Origin of the sequence: Allobosea vaviloviae, assembly GCF_001298265.1 — a bacterium.
Classification (GTDB): Bacteria; Pseudomonadota; Alphaproteobacteria; order Rhizobiales; family Beijerinckiaceae; genus Allobosea; species Allobosea vaviloviae_B.
The window spans coordinates 84,919-100,547 of sequence record NZ_LGSZ01000060.1 but is presented as its reverse complement, the minus strand read 5'-3'; the positions used below and the strand labels follow the sequence as shown (position 1 = coordinate 100,547).

Sequence of the window (15,629 nt, the reverse complement as noted above, 5' to 3'; positions counted from 1 at the left end):
CGCGAGGGTGGATTTAGAGGCAAAACGGCTGTGCGACCCTATCGATAGGTGCCGTTCGGGCAACCGTTGCGGCCCCGCCACGCCTCTCACGAAACGTGGCCTCGGCATGCCAAGGGTTGACAGCCGCCGCATTTCCGACACCTTTGTGCCCGCTCAAGGGCAGGCGGGGAACAGCCCGTTAACGCTGCCGCGTCGCTGCGGTCGGCATTAACGATCCCTTAATCGGATTGACCGAAAACTCTGGCTTCGCCGCCTGTGCGGCTCGGCCGGCCTCATGGTTTTCGGCGCAGAAAGCGGAATGACGGCATGATGCGAGGCGCTCGCCCTTCGGCACCGGACAGTCTCTCCGCTTCGACCGATACGGGCCTCGCCCCGCCTTCCAGAAGTCTCGCGATCAGTGCTGCGCGCCTCGGCTGCGTCGTGCTTGCCGGCCTCTTCCTCGCCAATTGCGCCAATGATCAGGTCGCGCGTCGCGGCAAGTCGAAGGAAATCGGCGCCTTTCCGCAGTCCAAATATGGACCAGCCAGCCCGCGCGTCGTCGCCGAGGGCGAAGAGGTGCCCAAGGGCGGCGGACGCCAGCTGATCGGCAAGACCTACTCCGTCGCCGGCAAGCGCTATACCCCTTATGACAAGCCGCTCGGCTACACGGCTGTGGGTACCGCCTCCTGGTATGGCGAGGCCTTTCACGGCCGCCGCACCGCCAATGGCGAGGTCTATGACCGCCACGGCATCACCGCCGCGCATCCGACCATGCCGCTGCCGGCCTATGCCCGCGTGACGAACATGCTCAACAACCGTTCGATCATCGTGCGCGTCAACGATCGCGGCCCTTATCACGGCGGCCGCGTCATGGACGTCTCGCAGCAGACGGCCGAGGCTCTGGCCTTCCGCCATCTCGGCACTGCGCGGATCAAGCTCGAATATCTCGGCCAGGCCTCGCTCGCCGGGTCGGACGACAAACTCCTGCTGGCGACGCTGCGCACCGACGGCCAGCCGGCCGCCATTCCCGGCACCAGCGCTCGCACGTTGGTCGCCAGCGCGGCGGCGGTGGGAACGTCACGTTCGGCAAGCGCCGATCTCGACGAGCCACAGCCGCAACCCGCCGCGGAGCCGGCGATCTCCCGTCCCGTCGCACAGACCTATGCGACCGCTTCGACCTCCACCGCACAGGCCTATGCTCCGGCGAGCTATTCGACGGCGTCCACGGAGGCAGTGCGGACGATCGCGCCGAGCACGCCTGTCGCGGCTTCGCTGGTCTCGACCTCGTCGGCCGGCGGGATTGCGGTTCGCGGCGTGAAGCTGCCGCCGAGCCGTCCCTTCGATCTCGATACCATTGCCAACGCCGGAAGGCCCGTCCCGGTTCCTGCATTGGTGCGCAGTCCATTGCCGCCGGTCCGGGGCACGGTCGCCAGCTTGTTTGCAGCTCCCGAGCGCGCGCCGACGCAGCGCTTCTCCGCGTCACACCCGCTCAACCGGGCCCTTCTGCCGCAGCAGCTGCAGTCACTGTCGCGGAATTGACCGGGATGAGGCTTGACCGGGTGCATCCGGCTCTGCTTCTGATCGCGTATGAGCGCTTCCGGTCACCGGTCTGACAGGTTTTTTGCCGTTTGCGCGGTCAGGCGCAGGTTGATCCGCGTTCGAGTCGTCTGCCTCCTCACCATTGTGGCACTGACGGCCGCGCTGCATGCCCCTGCTGCATTCGCCCAGGGCTTCCAGTCGCCGGCCCCCTTTGCCGTTCTGCTCGATTCCGCCAGCGGCACCGTCCTCTACGAGAAGGCGGCCGATGAGCTGATGTCGCCCGCCAGCCTTGCCAAGATCGCAACCGCGCTCGTCGCCTTCGAGGAGATCGCCCAGGGCCGGCTGACGCTGGACAGCGAGATCGGCATTTCCGAGAACGCCTGGCGCAAGGGCGGCGGCGTCTCGGGCGGCTCGACCATGTTCGCGCAGCTCAATAGCCGGGTGAAGCTCTCCGACATCCTGCACGGCATCATCGTCCAATCCGGCAACGACGCCTCGATCGCGCTCGCCGAGGCCGTCGCCGGCGACGAGACAACATTTGCGCGGCTGATGACGGAGCGGATCCGGGCGCTCGGCTTGACGAAATCCGTGTTCCGCAACGCCACCGGCATGGGCGATCCGCTGCAGAAGGTCACGGCGCGCGAACTGGCCCTGCTGTCGGACCACATCATCAAGACCTATCCCGAGCACTACAGGATCTTCGGCCAGCGCGAATTCACCTGGAACAAGATCAAGCAGCAGAACCGCAATCCGCTGCTGGCGATGGATATCGGCGCCGACGGGCTCAAGACCGGCAATATCGACGATTCCGGTTTTGGGCTCGTCGGCTCCGCCGTCCAGAACGGGCAGCGCCTGATCGTCGTGGTCAACGGCCTCAAGACCGCGCGCGACCGTGCCAACGAAGCGCGCAAGCTGCTGGAATGGGGCTTTCGCGCCTTCGAGCCGCGCAAGATCTTCGAGGCCGGCGACATCGTCGGCGAGGCCAGCGTCTTCGGCGGCGAGAAAGGGCGCGTCGGGCTGAAAGCCAAGGGGCCGGTCGCCCTGCTGCTGCCGCGCGGCAGCAGCGAGCGCCTGAACGCGCGCATCGTCTATCGCGGGCCGCTGACTGTGCCGGTCCAAGAGGGCGCGGAGGTGGCCCGGCTCCTGGTCACGCGCGGCGAGGTCAAGACGCTCGACATCCCCCTTTACGCCGCCGAGACGGTGCAGGCCGGCACCTTGCAGAGCCGTGCGCTGGACGCGCTGCTCGAGGCGGCGTCGGGCTGGGTCCGCAAGGCCCTGAGCCGGAGTTGACCGGCATCATGCCGCATGGCCGCTTGATCACGCTCGAAGGCGGCGAGGGCGCCGGGAAATCGACCCTGGCCCGCAATCTGAAAGAGCGCATCGAAGCTCTCGGCCTGATCGTCACGCTGACACGCGAGCCCGGCGGCTCGCCCAAGGCCGAGGCGATCCGCGAGGTTATCCTGTCCGGTCAGGTGAAGCAGCACGGCCCGTTCGTCGAGGCGCTGATGTTCTCGGCGGCGCGGATCGACCATATCGACCGGCTGATCGCGCCCGCCCTGGCGCGGGGCGAATGGGTGCTCTGCGACCGCTTCATCGATTCGACCCGAGTCTATCAGGGCGCGCTCGGCCGCATCGAGCCTGGGCTGCTGGCCGAACTCGAAGCGGTGACAATCGACGGGCTGATGCCCGACCTGACTCTGATCCTCGATCTCGACCCGACGATCGGTCTCGCCCGGGCGGCGCGCCGCCGTGCGCCCGGCGAGGGCACCGACCGCTTCGAGAGCGAGACGCTGGCCTTCCATCGCAGGCTGCGAAAGGCTTATCTCGCGATCGCGGAAGCCGAGCCGGCGCGCTGCGTTGTCCTCGATGCGGCGCAACCGCCGGCCCTGCTGGCGCAAGCTGCCTGGGCGGTGATCCGCGAGCGCCTCCCGGTGCCGCAGACCGCCTGAGCCTGAGAGGGCTGCCACCATCGAGGGCTCTTGCCCTGAGGCGCGCCACGGACCAAACACGTCCAATCCGCGACGAAGGACGAGCGATGCTCCAGACCAGCGACGAACCCGACCGCCTGCCGAACGCGCCGCATCCGCGCGAGACGCTGGATCTGATCGGGCACGCCGCGCAGGAGCAGGCCTTTCTCGCTGCGCTGGCCTCGGGCCGGATGCATCATGGCTGGCTGCTCGGCGGCCCGGAAGGCATCGGCAAGGCGAGCTTCGCCTATCGCGCCGCGCGCTTCGTGCTGGCGGCGGGCGACCCCACCAGTCGAGCCGCCGGCGCAACCTCGCTGGCGATGCCGGAGAACGATCCGGCGACGCGGCGGGTGATGGCGCAGTCGCATCCCGATCTGCACCTGCTGCGCCGGATCCAGAAGCCGGACGGCAAGGGCTACACCAGCAATATTCCGGTCGATGCGGTCAGGCGGGTGCTCGATCGCTTCGGTTCGAGCGCGGCCGAGGGCGGCTGGCGCGTCTGCATCGTCGATTCGGCCGAGGACATGGACCGCTCGGCCGGCAACGCCCTGCTCAAGCTGCTGGAGGAGCCGCCGCCGCGTGCGCTGTTCCTGATCGTGGCCCATGCGCCGGGCCGGATGCTGCCGACGATCCGCTCGCGCTGCCGGCTGATGACCTTCGGGGCGCTCGACGAGGCGCAGGTGGCGCAGGCCGGCGAAATCGCGCTGGAGCGGCTGGGCGGGCCGTTCGATGCGTCGGCGCTGATGCGGGCCGCACGGCTTGCCGACGGCTCGGTTCGCCGCGCCCTGACCTATGTCGACCCCGAGACGCTGGCGCTGGTCGAGGCCGTGCGGGCCCGTCTCGACGCGCTGCCGGGCATCGACCTCAACGCGCTGATGGCGCTGGCCGAGGATGTTGCCGGCAAGGCGGGCGAGAGCGATTTCGCCGTGATGATCGAGACGGTGCAGAGCTGGCTCTCGGACCATCTCCACGCGCATGCTGCAGCGCAATCGGCGCGTCTTGCACCGCTGGCGGAGGTATGGGACAAGCTTGGCCGTGCGGCCCGCGATGTCGAGACCTACAACCTCGACCGCCGCCCGCTCGTGATGACCATGTTTCATGATCTGTCGGATGCGGTCGCCCGCTCGCGCGCAGCGTGAAGCGAACCTCCGGATCGACGATGGCCACGGCCCCGAAATTCTACCTGACGACCGCGATCCACTACACCAACGGTCCGCCGCATATCGGCCACGCCTATGAGATGGTGGCCTCCGACGCGATCGCGCGCTTCAAGCGGCTCGACGGCTACGACGTCTTCGCGATGACCGGCACGGACGAGCATGGCCAGAAGGTGCAGCGCACCGCGGAGCAGAACGGGCTGTCGCCGAAGGATTTCGTCGACGGCATCGCCACGCGCTTCCATGAGATGGAGCAGCGGCTGGGCTGCTCCTTCGACCGCTTCATCCGCACCACCGATGCCGACCATCTGCCCTCGACTCAGGAGCTGTGGCGGCGGATGGAGGCCAATGGCGACATCTACCTGTCGAAATATGCCGGCTGGTACTCGATCCGCGACGAGGCGTTCTATGGCGAGGAGGAAACCACCCTCCAGCCGGACGGCACACGGCTGGGCGGGCAGGGCACGCCGGTCGAGTGGGTCGAGGAGGAGAGCTATTTCTTCCGCCTCAAATCCTATCAGGACCGCCTTCTGAAGCTTTACGAGGACGTGCCGGACTTCGTCTCGCCGCAGACGCGCAGGAACGAGGTCGTCTCCTTCGTGAAGGGCGGGCTCGAGGATCTCTCGATCAGCCGCACCACCTTCGACTGGGGCCTGCCCGTGCCGGGCGACCCGAAGCATGTGATGTATGTCTGGGTCGATGCGCTCAACAACTACGTGACCGGCACGGGCTTCCCCGATCCCGACAGCCCGCGCGCGCACTACTGGCCGGCCGATGTCCACATCATCGGCAAGGACATCCTGCGCTTTCACACGGTCTACTGGCCGGCCTTCTTGATGTCGGCCGGCCTGCCGCTCCCCAAGCGGGTCTTCGGCCATGGCTTCCTCTTGGCCAAGGGCGGCGAGAAGATGTCGAAGTCGCTCGGCAATGTCGTCGATCCCTTCGAGCTCGCCGACACCTATGGCGTCGACCAACTGCGCTATTTCTTCCTGCGCGAGGTCTCGTTCGGGCAGGACGGCCATTACAGCCATGAGGCGATCATCGGCCGGATCAACGCCGACCTCGCCAATGATATCGGCAATCTCGCGCAGCGCTCGCTGTCGATGATCGCGAAGAACTGCGAGGGCAGGGTGCCGGCACGCGGCGCGCTGACCGAGAGCGACGAGGCGATGCTGGCGCTGGCCGACGGCGCGCTCGCCAAGGCGCGCGCGGCGATGACCGACTTCGCGCTGCATGTCGTGCTGGCCGACATCTGGGCCGTGGTGGCGGAGGCCAACCGCTATTTTGCCGCCAACGAGCCCTGGCGCCTGTCCAAGACCGATCCGGCGCGGCGCGACACCGTGCTCTACGTCACGGCCGAGGTGATCAGGCAGGTCGCGATCCTGGTCCAGCCGGTGATGCCGGCGGCAATGGCCAAGCTGTTGGATCTGCTCGGCGTCCCGGCAGAGGCGCGCAGCTTCGCCGCGCTGAGCGAGGGCGGTCGTTTGGCCTCCGGCACCGCTCTGCCGGCGCCGAGCGGCATCTTCCCGCGCTATGTCGAGCCCGAAGGCGGCGAGGCCGCCTGATGCTGATCGACACGCATTGCCATCTCGATTTCCCGGATTTCGCCGAGGAACTCGAAGCTTACGTCGCCCGGGCCGAAGCCGCCGGCGTGGGGCGCATGGTCACGATCTCGACCCGCGTCGCGCGCTTCCCAGCCTATGCGGCCATCGCCGAGCGCTTCCCATCGGTCTGGTGCAGCGTCGGCACGCATCCCCATGGTGCGCATGAGGAATTGGACGTCACCGCCGAGCAGCTCGTCGCGCTGTCAGCCCATCCGCGCTGCGTCGCCATCGGCGAGGCGGGGCTCGATTACCACTACGACAAGAGCCCGCGCGAGGCGCAGGCGCAAGGGTTGCGCGTCCACATCGCCGCAGCCCGCATCACCCAATTGCCGCTCGTCATCCATGCCCGCCAGGCCGATGACGACATGATCGCGATCCTGCGCGAGGAAATGGGGAAGGGCGCCTTCCCTGCCATCCTGCACTGCTTCACCGCTGGCGAGGCGCTCGCAATGGCTGGCGTCGAACTCGGCCTCTACGTCTCGTTCTCGGGCATCCTGACCTTCAAGACCTCGGAGGAATTGCGTCGGATCGCCCGGATGGTGCCGAAAGAGCGCCTGCTGGTCGAGACCGATGCGCCCTATCTTGCGCCCGTGCCGTTCAGAGGCAAGCGCAACGAGCCGTCCTACGTCGTTGAAACCGCGAAGATTCTCGGCGATGCGATCGGCGTGTCTTTCGAGGAGATCGCAGCCCTGACGACCGCGAATGCGCGCCGCTGCTACTGGAAGATGGACCATACCGTGCCCGTCGCTCAGGTCGCCTGAGGCACGCCCGGACATGACCCTGACACTGACGATTCTCGGTTGCGGCTCTTCCGGCGGCGTGCCCAAGCCCGGGACTGGCTGGGGCGCCTGCGACCCGTCCGAGCCGAAGAACCGGCGGAGGCGCTGCTCGATCCTGGTCGAACGTGTCCAAGAGGCCGGCACGACTCGGCTCCTCGTCGATACCTCGCCGGATCTGCGCGAGCAGCTGCTCGACGCCGAGGTGCCGGATCTCGACGCCGTGCTGTTCAGCCACGACCATGCCGACCATACCCATGGCATTGACGATCTGCGCTCGCTCGTGCTGCACAACCGGCGCCGCATCGTCGTCCATGCCGATGTGCTGACCACGCGCTCGCTGGTCTCGCGCTTCGCCTATCTGTTCGAGACGCCGCCCGGTAGCATCTACCCGCCGATCCTCGAGCTGCGGCCCCTGGCGAATGGCACGCCCGTGGCCGTCCAGGGCGCCGGCGGCGAGATCGTCGCGCTGCCGATCGCCGTCGAGCACGGGCCCAACTACGAGGCGCTGGGCTTTCGGTTCGGCGACGTCGCTTATGTGCCCGATGTCAGCCTGATCCCGCCACAGGCCAAGGCGGCGCTGGCGGGGCTCGACATCCTAATCCTCGACTGCCTGCGCGAGGCACCGCATCCAAGCCACTTCAATCTCACGCAGGCGCTGGCGACGATTGCGGAGCTGAAGCCGCGTCGGACGATCATGACGGATCTGCACTCCGACCTCGATTATGCCAGGCTTCGCAGCATGTTGCCTGACGATGTCGATGTGGCGTTCGATGGCTTGCGGATCCCGTTCTGCCTTCCCGTCGACGGTGCCATGCCCAGGACGGCATCGGTTTTGGTTCCATAATATACCTTATGCGAATCGGAGATGTAGGCGCAAAGTTAAAATGTCTCATCGTGGCAAACTAGGAATGTCACACTCCCCCTCGGCGTTGAGCGTGGGAGTCTGGCATGGGCTGGGTCGAGATGAGCGAGAGAGAGCTTCGCCGCGCCGAAGTGCTGGCATCGGTTATGGCGGGCCGATTGACGGTAACGGCGGCGGCCGAGGTGATGGGCGTCACGCGACGCCAGGCGCACCGGCTGGCACTTCGGTTCGCAGATGATGGTGCGGCCGGCCTTCGCCATCATGCCCGCGGCCGGCCCTCCAATCGTTTGCTAGCGCCGCATGTCCGCCAGATGGCGATCGCCTATGTCGCGGAGAACTATCGCGATTTCGGACCAACTCTTGCGAGCCAGATGCTACTCGAACGGCACGGCCTGGCGGTCTCACGAGAGACGCTCCGCAAGTGGATGACCGCGGAAGGCCTGTGGCTCTCGCGCAAGCAGCGGCGCCAGTTTCACCAGCCTCGCGTCCGCCGCGAACACTTTGGCGAGCTGGTCCAGATCGACGGGAGCGAACACCGCTGGTTTGAGGATCGCGGTCCGCGCTGCACGCTGATCGTCTTCATCGACGATGCGACAGGTCGCCTGGTTGCGCTCCGCTTCGTGCACTCTGAGAGCGCTTTTGCATATTTCGCGCCGCTGAAGGGCCATCTGTCGAGCCATGGGCGACCCCTCGCCTTCTATTCTGACAAGCAATCGATCTTTCGCGTGCCGAAGCCTCAGGCTCAGGTTGATCAGGGCATGACGCAGTTCGGGCGCGCTCTGAGCGAGCTTAGCATCGAGATCCTGTGCGGGAACTCGAGCCAAGCCAAAGGGCGGGTGGAACGCGTGAACCGCACGCTGCAGGACCGTCTCGTGAAGGAGCGGCGGCACGAAGGGATATCGACGATCGTGGCGGCGAACGCCTACCGTCCAGCGATTATCGGGCGCCTCAAAGCGCGCCTTCCGTCACATCTCGCTCGACCGAACGATCTTCATCGCCCGATAGAACGTAACCCCGAGGAGCTCGATACGATTCTGGCTTGGCGAGAGCAGCGCTATGTCACTCAGCAACTCGCCCTGTCCTACGACAGCAAGCGGATTATTCTGGACGAGACGCCGTTGACGGCTGGTCTGATCGGCAAATACGTCGAGACCTACGAGTTTCCCGACGGTCGGTTCGAGGTGCGTTGGAAAGGCGTCACTCTGGCGTATCGCGTCTTCGACAAGAAACAGCGCGTCACGCACACGGCGATCGTCGAGAACAAGCGCCTCTCGGAGGCCCTGGCCTGGGTGAAAGCGCGCCAGGACGAGATCAAACCGGTGCCGCCCAAGACGCACAGCGAAGCCGGGGGCTATGCGCCTCGACCGAAGGGGCGTCGAGGCCGGATTTCCTTCGTCGACCGTCATGTCGCGGCGAAAGCCGCCAATCGCCCCGCCTCTGCCGGCGCTGCTGCGAAACATGGGCTCTCCGCAGCCCCGGCAGAGGCTCCGTAGCGCCCTGAGACATTTCTAACTTGCTGCAGCCTGAGACATTTCAAAACGGTTGCAACAGCAATCTCGCGCACGCGAGAGGGCGGGCTGGCAAGTCACGGTGCTCCATGGCACAATTAGGTCAGCTTCATTGTCCTAATCTGAGGTCAGCATGCCCGTGTATCTCTCAACGGCCCTCATCTACGCAGGTGCGGCGGTGGCCGAAATAGTGGGCTGCTTTGCCTTCTGGGCATGGTTGCGCATGGGCAAATCGCCGTTTTGGATCGTGGCCGGAATCCCCGCCCTGATCGCCTTCGCATATCTGCTGACACTCGCCCCGAGCAACCATGCAGGCCGCGCCTATGCCGCCTATGGGGGCGTCTATATCGCCGCCTCAGTGCTGTGGTTGTGGCTGGCTGAAGGGCACCCGCCCGACAAATGGGATTTGACCGGAACGGGGCTCGCATTGGTCGCGGCGGCAGTCATTCTCTTTGGCCCGCGCGGCGGGTAAGCCGTTTCAACGCACTGCGGATGAGCGTGACGCACCCTCGCGCGACCGCTAGAAAACACCATGCGAACCTTCCCCCATGTGAGCCTGCGCCTGTCGCTCGCCCCTGAAACGCTTCTGGGGTCGGGCAAAGCCGCCCTGCTGCAAGGGATCGCGGAAACCGGCTCGATCTCGGCCGCAAGCCGCGCCATGGGCATGAGCTACAAGCGGGCGTGGTATCTCATCGACACGTTGAACAGCACCTTTGCCGAGCCTCTGGTGGTGTCGGTAAAGGGCGGGCGCACGGGCGGCGGGGCATCCCTAACCGACACTGGCCGCACCGTCTTGCAGCTCTATCGCAGCCTCGAAGACAAAATGCGCGCCGCCGCCCTCGATGAGCTGAAGGAGCTGGCCGCGCTCGCCGCGCCGCCCAAGGTTTGAGCTGGCAGGCATTACCTAGAGTCGATATAGCCAGTGAGCTATATCGCTCAAAGGCCGCCAATGTCAGATGCCGCCGCACCCGAAAAGACCTCGCGCAATGCCCCTGCGGCCTTCACTGGCGGCGCAGTCATCGGGGCCTTGGGTGGATTGATCGGTCTGGGCGGGGCGGAATTTCGCTTGCCGCTGCTGATCGGCGCATTTCGCTTCGGGGCTTTGGAAGCCGTGATCCTGAACAAGGCCATGAGCCTCGTCGTCGTCGCGACCGCGCTGCCCTTCCGCGCCGCGACGGTGCCCTTCGCAACGATCGCCGCGAACTGGCCGATCATCCTGAACCTGCTCGCCGGAAGCCTGCTCGGCGCGTGGTTCGGGGCAGGGTGGGCAACGCGCCTAAAATCGGAAACCCTCTACAAGGTGATCGCCGTCTTGCTCGTCGCGATCGCGATCGTGTTGGTGGCCGGTCATGATGCGGCGGCAGGCAAGCCATTGCTGACCGGATCGGCGCAGCTCGTTGCCGGTATCCTTGCGGGCTTCGGAATCGGCGTTGTCGCCTCACTGCTCGGCGTCGCCGGTGGGGAGCTGTTGATTCCGACGCTCGTCTTGTTGTTCGGGGCCGATATCAAGCTGGCGGGCAGTCTCTCGCTCGCTGTGTCCCTGCCCACGATGATCGTCGGATTCACGCGCTATAGCCGCGACCAGAGCTTTTCCGTTCTGGGGCGCAATCGGCAATTCCTGCTCGTGATGGCGGCGGGCTCGATCATCGGCACGTTTATCGGCGGGCAGCTCCTCGGCCTCGTGCCGAGTGGTTTCCTGCTACCAACCCTTGCCGTGATCCTGCTCATCTCGGCCGTGAAGGTCTGGCGGCACGCCTGAAACCCACCGCCGAAGGGCGAGGCCGGCCACGATGGCCTCGCACCCTGTGATTATGATTCCGCTTAATTCGCATAGATATCGGTGCGGGATGCTACCGAATAAGCAGGCGCACGCATGACAGGTGGCACCATGGCCAAACCCGCAGCGAAACGAGAGCAGCCTGCCCGATCGCCAACTTTGCTCGCAGGCTTTGCGGCCTTGGCTGGAACGGCGGCGTTGATCGCCTCATCTTGCTGCGTCGTGCCGCTCGTTCTGGCGGGGCGAGGCACCGATCGATCGCTTCCTGCGCGAGGAGGCCGGGGCCCTCAGACCCGTGAGGGGCATTCCGCCGTTCACGACGCATCGCGAGCTGATGCGCAGCGTCGGCGCCTATTGCGCAGTGGCGATCGACGGCAATGCCTATTCGGTGCCGTGGCGGCTGATCGGCGAGCGCGTCCGGGTCACCGTCGGCAACGAGATCGTGCGCATCCACCATGGCGGGCGCGAGGTGGCCGTCCATGCCGAGTTAAAGGGGCGCCATGGCCGGATCGTCGACGATGCCCACCTGGCCGGACTTGTGGGAACGCGCGAGCGGCCGGTTCACCTGGCGCCGCCGAGATCGCCGCCCGCGCCGGCTGCGTTGCTGCGTCCGCTGGCGGAGTATGAGGCGGTTGTCGGGGGAGGCTTCTGATGAACGACCATGATCATCTGACCGCCTTGCTCGGCCGGTTGAAGCTGACGGCGCTGCGCGATCAGCTCGACAGCCTGATCGGCAAGGCCGGCCACCGAGAACTCACGATCCGGGAGGCGCTGACGCTGTTTTGCGAGCGCGAGGTCGCACGCCGCGACCAGCGCCGGATCGACATGTCCTGCGGCCTGGCGCGCTTCCCCTTCGTGCGCGACCTCACCGGCTGTCGACTTCGGGGCCCAGCCGTCCCTCGACAAGGCGCAGATCCGCGAGATCGCCACGGGCCGCTTCATCGCCAGCGGCGAGGCGGTGCTGCTCCTGGGCCCGCCGGGCGTGGGCAAGACCCATCTGGCGGTTGCGCTTGGGCGCGAAGCCATCGTCACCGGCTACTCGGTCCTGTTCACGCCGGCGACGACGCTGGTCGCGCAACTGGCCAAGGCCCATGGCGAAGGGCGGCTCGAGGAGAAGCTGACCCACTACGCCAAGCCCAAGCTGCTGATCGTCGACGAGCTCGGCTATCTTCCGTTCGAGCTCGACGCCGCGCATCTGTTCTTCCAGCTCGTCAGCCGCCGCTATGAGCGCGGCGCCATGCTCGTGACCTCAAACCGCGCCGTCGGTGAATGGGGCTCGGTCTTCGGCGATCCCGTCGTCGCGACCGCCATCCTCGATCGGCTGCTCCACCACAGCCACGTCATCACCATCCGCGGAGACAGCTATCGGCTCCGCGAAAAGCAATTGGCATGGGGGTCAGTTTTTCGTGACGAAAAGGGGGCAGTTCTGAATGTCGCTGGACACATCGACAGCCAGAGCGTCAAGACCACCGACAGCGGCGGCGTCCGGGGCTTCGACGCTGGCAAGAAGATCAAGGGCCGCAAGCGACACATCCTGACGGACACGCTCGGCCTTGTGGTCGGGCTCGTCGTCCACGGCGCCGATATCCAGGATCGGGACGGTGCCGTCGAGGTGCTGAACTCCGTTCGCCACCGCTATCCCTGGCTGCGTCACGTCTTCGCCGATGGCGGATATGGCGGCGAGAAACTCAAGGGGCGCCTCCGCAAGATTGGACGATGGACCCTCCAGATCATCAAGCGCTCCGATCATGCGCAGGGCTTCGAAGTCCTGCCGCGAAGATGGGTGGTTGAGCGGACCTTCGCCTGGCTCGGCCGCTGCCGCAGGCTCGCAAAGGACGTCGAGAGAACCATCGCCAGCGCCGAGGCCTGGATCCTCGTCGCAAACCTCAGGCTCCTGACCCGCCGCCTCGCAAGGTATTGCTATCCCTCGTAGAGGTTTGAGTCGGGCACTAAAGCTGAATATCAATACTGGTCTGATGCTGCGCCAGATTGCCGCCCAGCTTATCTTCGGGTTCTACAAGCTGCACCATGTCGCTATAGGAAATCTTGGCGAAATCCAAAGACCTAGGCCCAAATGCCTTGCCTGCCAGATTGAAGATCCGACCTTCAAACCGCACGCCGATCACATCAAGCCCTTCCCCTGCATTGAGCCTTTCAGTGGAAACCTGCTCCTTCAGCGTAAGGTTGGCCAAGAGATAGTCCCTGTTGGACATGTTCACTTGCTGCCTTTGAAGCTCCTTCAACTCGGCCGACAAAGTTGCCAGCTTGCCCGACTGAGGCCCTGTCGTCGAAGCTGTTTCCTGCCCTATCTGATCGGCAAAGGTGCTGGATTGTGACCGCTCAACGGCGGCATAGCGGCTTGTGACGGCGGAATATGACGTCGATCCGATAGTAGTCATGCACTTACTCCCACGGTTGTTCCCGAAACTTGCTAAGCAATCCTTACGCCAGCCTGACCATTCACACGCGGAGGGCTAAGGCCGGGGATTTGGCGCTGGCGCGGCGGTGGAGTGGTGGAACAATCTGCCCGTCACTGCGGCAATTTCTGCCGCGCGCCGTGGATTTCGCATCCCACCGACCAGGCGATGCCACCCCTTTATGGTCCGAGTTCTAGCGGAAATCCCTTCTAACCCTGATCGACTCCGCCTCAAGACCAGCAGGAGCCAATGTGAGGGGAGGGAAGCCGTCCCGGTAGCGGACGTTGCCCCGCGGGTGCCGACGCTGGCAAGCGCGGCCGAGAGATCGATAACCTCGGGCGCCACCAGATGAACGACCTCGCCTTCGCGCTGCACCAAGCCTCGGACGGCGATCATGCCTGCCGACGGGATGGCGCGCCGATATCGCTCGTCGACCTCCACCCACACGACCAGGTTCGCCCGGCTCTCGCGGTCCTTTCAGCCTTGCTGCGACCGCGGCGGCCCTCCGCGTGCATGATCACGTCGAGTGGTTTTGGGCTAGGACATCGTGGCCTCCATCAACTCTCGCAGCCTGACGGAATCGCAACCGGCTGAAACTGCTGAAGTCTTTTCGGGTTAGGCTCTCAAGCGTGGCTGCGCAACCTGCCCGCGCAACGAAGGCTGCACCGTCCAGCGGAAAGCGGAGGGCCAAAATGGCCAAGGCATATGATCTTGTGATCATCGGAACCGGCACTTCAGCAATGGTGGCGAGCCAGCGGACAGCCGCTGCCGGCTGGAAGGTCGCGGTCATCGATTTTCGTCCGTTCGGCGGGACCTGTGCGCTGCGCGGATGCGATCCCAAGAAAATGTTGATCGGCGGTGCCACTGCCATCGATCATGTCCGGCGTATGAGGGGCAAAGGGCCTGAAGGTGAGGTGCGCCTCAATTGGCCAGAGCTGATCGCGTTCAAGCGCAGCTTTACCGATCCGGTCCCCGCGAAAAACGAGCAGCGCTATGCGGAAAAAGGGATCGAAACATTCCACGGTCGCGCCCGATTCACGGGCCGAAACACCGTTCAGGTTGGCGGTGAGACCCTCGAGGCGCGGCACATCGTGATTGCAGCGGGAGCGGAGCCCATACGGCTCGGCATTCCCGGCGAAGAGCACCTTACCACGAGCGAGGATTTTCTTGCGCTGGAGCAGCTCCCCAAGCGGATCGTTCTGGTTGGGGGAGGCTTTATCGCGGCGGAATTCTCACATATCGCAGCGCGGGCCGGCGCCGAAGTCACGATCTTCCAACGGGGCCCGCGCATGCTGCCCAATTTCGATCCAGATCTGGTCGAAGTGCTGATGGCGAAATTCCGCGAGATCGGCATCGATGTGAATGTCGATACAGCGGTCAATGCAATCGAGAAGGATGGCTCCGGTTTCGTTGTCCAGGCCACGTCGGACGGGCAACCCCGGACTCTCAAAGCCGATCTTGTGGTCCATTCTGCAGGACGGGCCCCTGCGCTTGAATCGCTTGATCTGGACGCTGGCGGGTTGGCCCATCACAAAGGGCGGCTGAAGCTGAACGAGTTCCTTCAGAGCGTGTCGAACCCAGCAGTTTACGCAGCCGGCGACGCGGCTCAGATGGGCCCGCCCTTGACCCCGGTGTCGAGTCATGAGGCCAAGATCGTCGCGGCCAATCTTTTGAACGGCACCGCGCAAACACCCAACTACCTTGGCGTGCCGAGTGTGGCCTTTACGATTCCGCCCATTGCAGCCGTCGGCCTCAGCGAGCGGGACGCGCGCGCGCAGGGGCTCAGGTTCCGTACGCAGCACCAGACGGCGTCGGAATGGTTTACAGCGCGACAGGCGGCCGAACCAACTTATGCGTTCAAGGTCATGGTAGAGGACAAGACAGATCGAATTCTTGGCGCGCATCTGGTTGGGCCGCACGCTGATGAAGTCATCAATCTCTTTGCGCTGGCCATCCGGCAGGGGATCACGGCAGAAGCCATCAAAAGCACGATGTTCGCCTATCCCACGGGGGCGTCGGACATTGGCTACATGCTTTGAC

Annotated in this window: 14 protein-coding genes and 2 pseudogenes; 15 read left to right on the top strand and 1 reads right to left on the bottom strand. The window is 65.2% G+C overall.

Features of this window, described 5'->3' with window-relative positions; translation table 11 throughout:
• The first annotated feature begins 306 nt into the window (after positions 1 to 306).
• The 14 genes and pseudogenes from AE618_RS29100 to AE618_RS22705 all read left to right on the top strand — a co-directional run.
• Complete coding sequence (locus AE618_RS29100; RefSeq protein ID WP_282568527.1) at positions 307 to 1,518, top strand: septal ring lytic transglycosylase RlpA family protein; 1,212 nt, start codon at positions 307 to 309, stop codon at positions 1,516 to 1,518.
• Positions 1,519 to 1,566: 48 nt separating this feature from the next.
• Positions 1,567 to 2,808 carry a D-alanyl-D-alanine carboxypeptidase family protein gene (locus tag AE618_RS22760; RefSeq protein WP_082365498.1) on the top strand — a complete coding sequence of 414 codons (1,242 nt, stop codon included), beginning with the start codon at positions 1,567 to 1,569 and terminating at the stop codon, positions 2,806 to 2,808.
• A complete protein-coding gene (gene tmk / locus AE618_RS22755; protein ID WP_432704522.1) occupies positions 2,805 to 3,467 on the top strand; it encodes a dTMP kinase in 663 nt (220 codons plus the stop codon). Before AE618_RS22760 ends, tmk begins: the two co-directional genes overlap by 4 nt.
• 86 nt (positions 3,468 to 3,553) lie before the next feature.
• Positions 3,554 to 4,624, top strand: a complete 1,071-nt coding sequence (locus AE618_RS22750; protein WP_054211362.1) for a DNA polymerase III subunit delta' — start codon at positions 3,554 to 3,556, stop codon at positions 4,622 to 4,624.
• 20 nt (positions 4,625 to 4,644) lie between these two features.
• Complete coding sequence (gene metG, locus AE618_RS22745; RefSeq protein WP_054211361.1) at positions 4,645 to 6,207, top strand: methionine--tRNA ligase; 1,563 nt, start codon at positions 4,645 to 4,647, stop codon at positions 6,205 to 6,207.
• Positions 6,207 to 7,007 (top strand): TatD family hydrolase, encoded by an 801-nt coding sequence (locus AE618_RS22740; RefSeq protein ID WP_054211360.1) that lies wholly within the window; start codon positions 6,207 to 6,209, stop codon positions 7,005 to 7,007. The genes metG and AE618_RS22740 overlap by 1 nt, the downstream gene beginning before the upstream one ends.
• A 13-nt stretch (positions 7,008 to 7,020) precedes the next feature.
• Positions 7,021 to 7,869: an MBL fold metallo-hydrolase gene (locus tag AE618_RS22735; RefSeq protein ID WP_054211359.1), complete on the top strand. Its 849-nt coding sequence runs from the start codon at positions 7,021 to 7,023 to the stop codon at positions 7,867 to 7,869.
• Between the two features lie 104 nt (positions 7,870 to 7,973).
• Complete coding sequence (locus tag AE618_RS22730) at positions 7,974 to 9,380, top strand: ISNCY family transposase (RefSeq protein ID WP_054211358.1); 1,407 nt, start codon at positions 7,974 to 7,976, stop codon at positions 9,378 to 9,380.
• 148 nt (positions 9,381 to 9,528) lie between these two features.
• The gene (locus AE618_RS22725) at positions 9,529 to 9,867 is read left to right on the top strand and encodes a YnfA family protein (RefSeq protein ID WP_054211357.1); all 339 of its coding nucleotides are present in this window, start codon (positions 9,529 to 9,531) and stop codon (positions 9,865 to 9,867) included.
• A 60-nt stretch (positions 9,868 to 9,927) separates the two neighbouring features.
• On the top strand, positions 9,928 to 10,284 hold the full coding sequence (locus tag AE618_RS22720; RefSeq protein WP_054211356.1) for a winged helix-turn-helix domain-containing protein: 357 nt from the start codon (positions 9,928 to 9,930) through the stop codon (positions 10,282 to 10,284).
• Positions 10,285 to 10,344: 60 nt separating this feature from the next.
• Positions 10,345 to 11,154: a sulfite exporter TauE/SafE family protein gene (locus tag AE618_RS22715; RefSeq protein ID WP_054211355.1), complete on the top strand. Its 810-nt coding sequence runs from the start codon at positions 10,345 to 10,347 to the stop codon at positions 11,152 to 11,154.
• Between the two features lie 313 nt (positions 11,155 to 11,467).
• Positions 11,468 to 11,824, top strand: a complete 357-nt coding sequence (locus tag AE618_RS22710; protein WP_054211354.1) for a Mu transposase domain-containing protein — start codon at positions 11,468 to 11,470, stop codon at positions 11,822 to 11,824.
• Positions 11,825 to 12,085: 261 nt separating this feature from the next.
• Positions 12,086 to 12,499: pseudogene (locus AE618_RS29095) on the top strand (ATP-binding protein); the annotation flags it as partial.
• 18 nt (positions 12,500 to 12,517) lie between these two features.
• Positions 12,518 to 13,105 (top strand): annotated as a pseudogene (locus tag AE618_RS22705) (IS5 family transposase); the annotation flags it as partial.
• Positions 13,106 to 13,121: 16 nt separating this feature from the next.
• Here AE618_RS22705 and AE618_RS22700 read toward each other — a convergent pair.
• Positions 13,122 to 13,571, bottom strand: coding sequence for a hypothetical protein (locus tag AE618_RS22700; RefSeq protein ID WP_054211353.1), 450 nt, complete (start codon positions 13,569 to 13,571; stop codon positions 13,122 to 13,124).
• Positions 13,572 to 14,281: 710 nt separating this feature from the next.
• Here AE618_RS22700 and AE618_RS22695 point away from each other — a divergent pair.
• Positions 14,282 to 15,628, top strand: a complete 1,347-nt coding sequence (locus AE618_RS22695) for a dihydrolipoyl dehydrogenase family protein (protein WP_054211352.1) — start codon at positions 14,282 to 14,284, stop codon at positions 15,626 to 15,628.
• Position 15,629 lies beyond the last annotated feature (1 nt).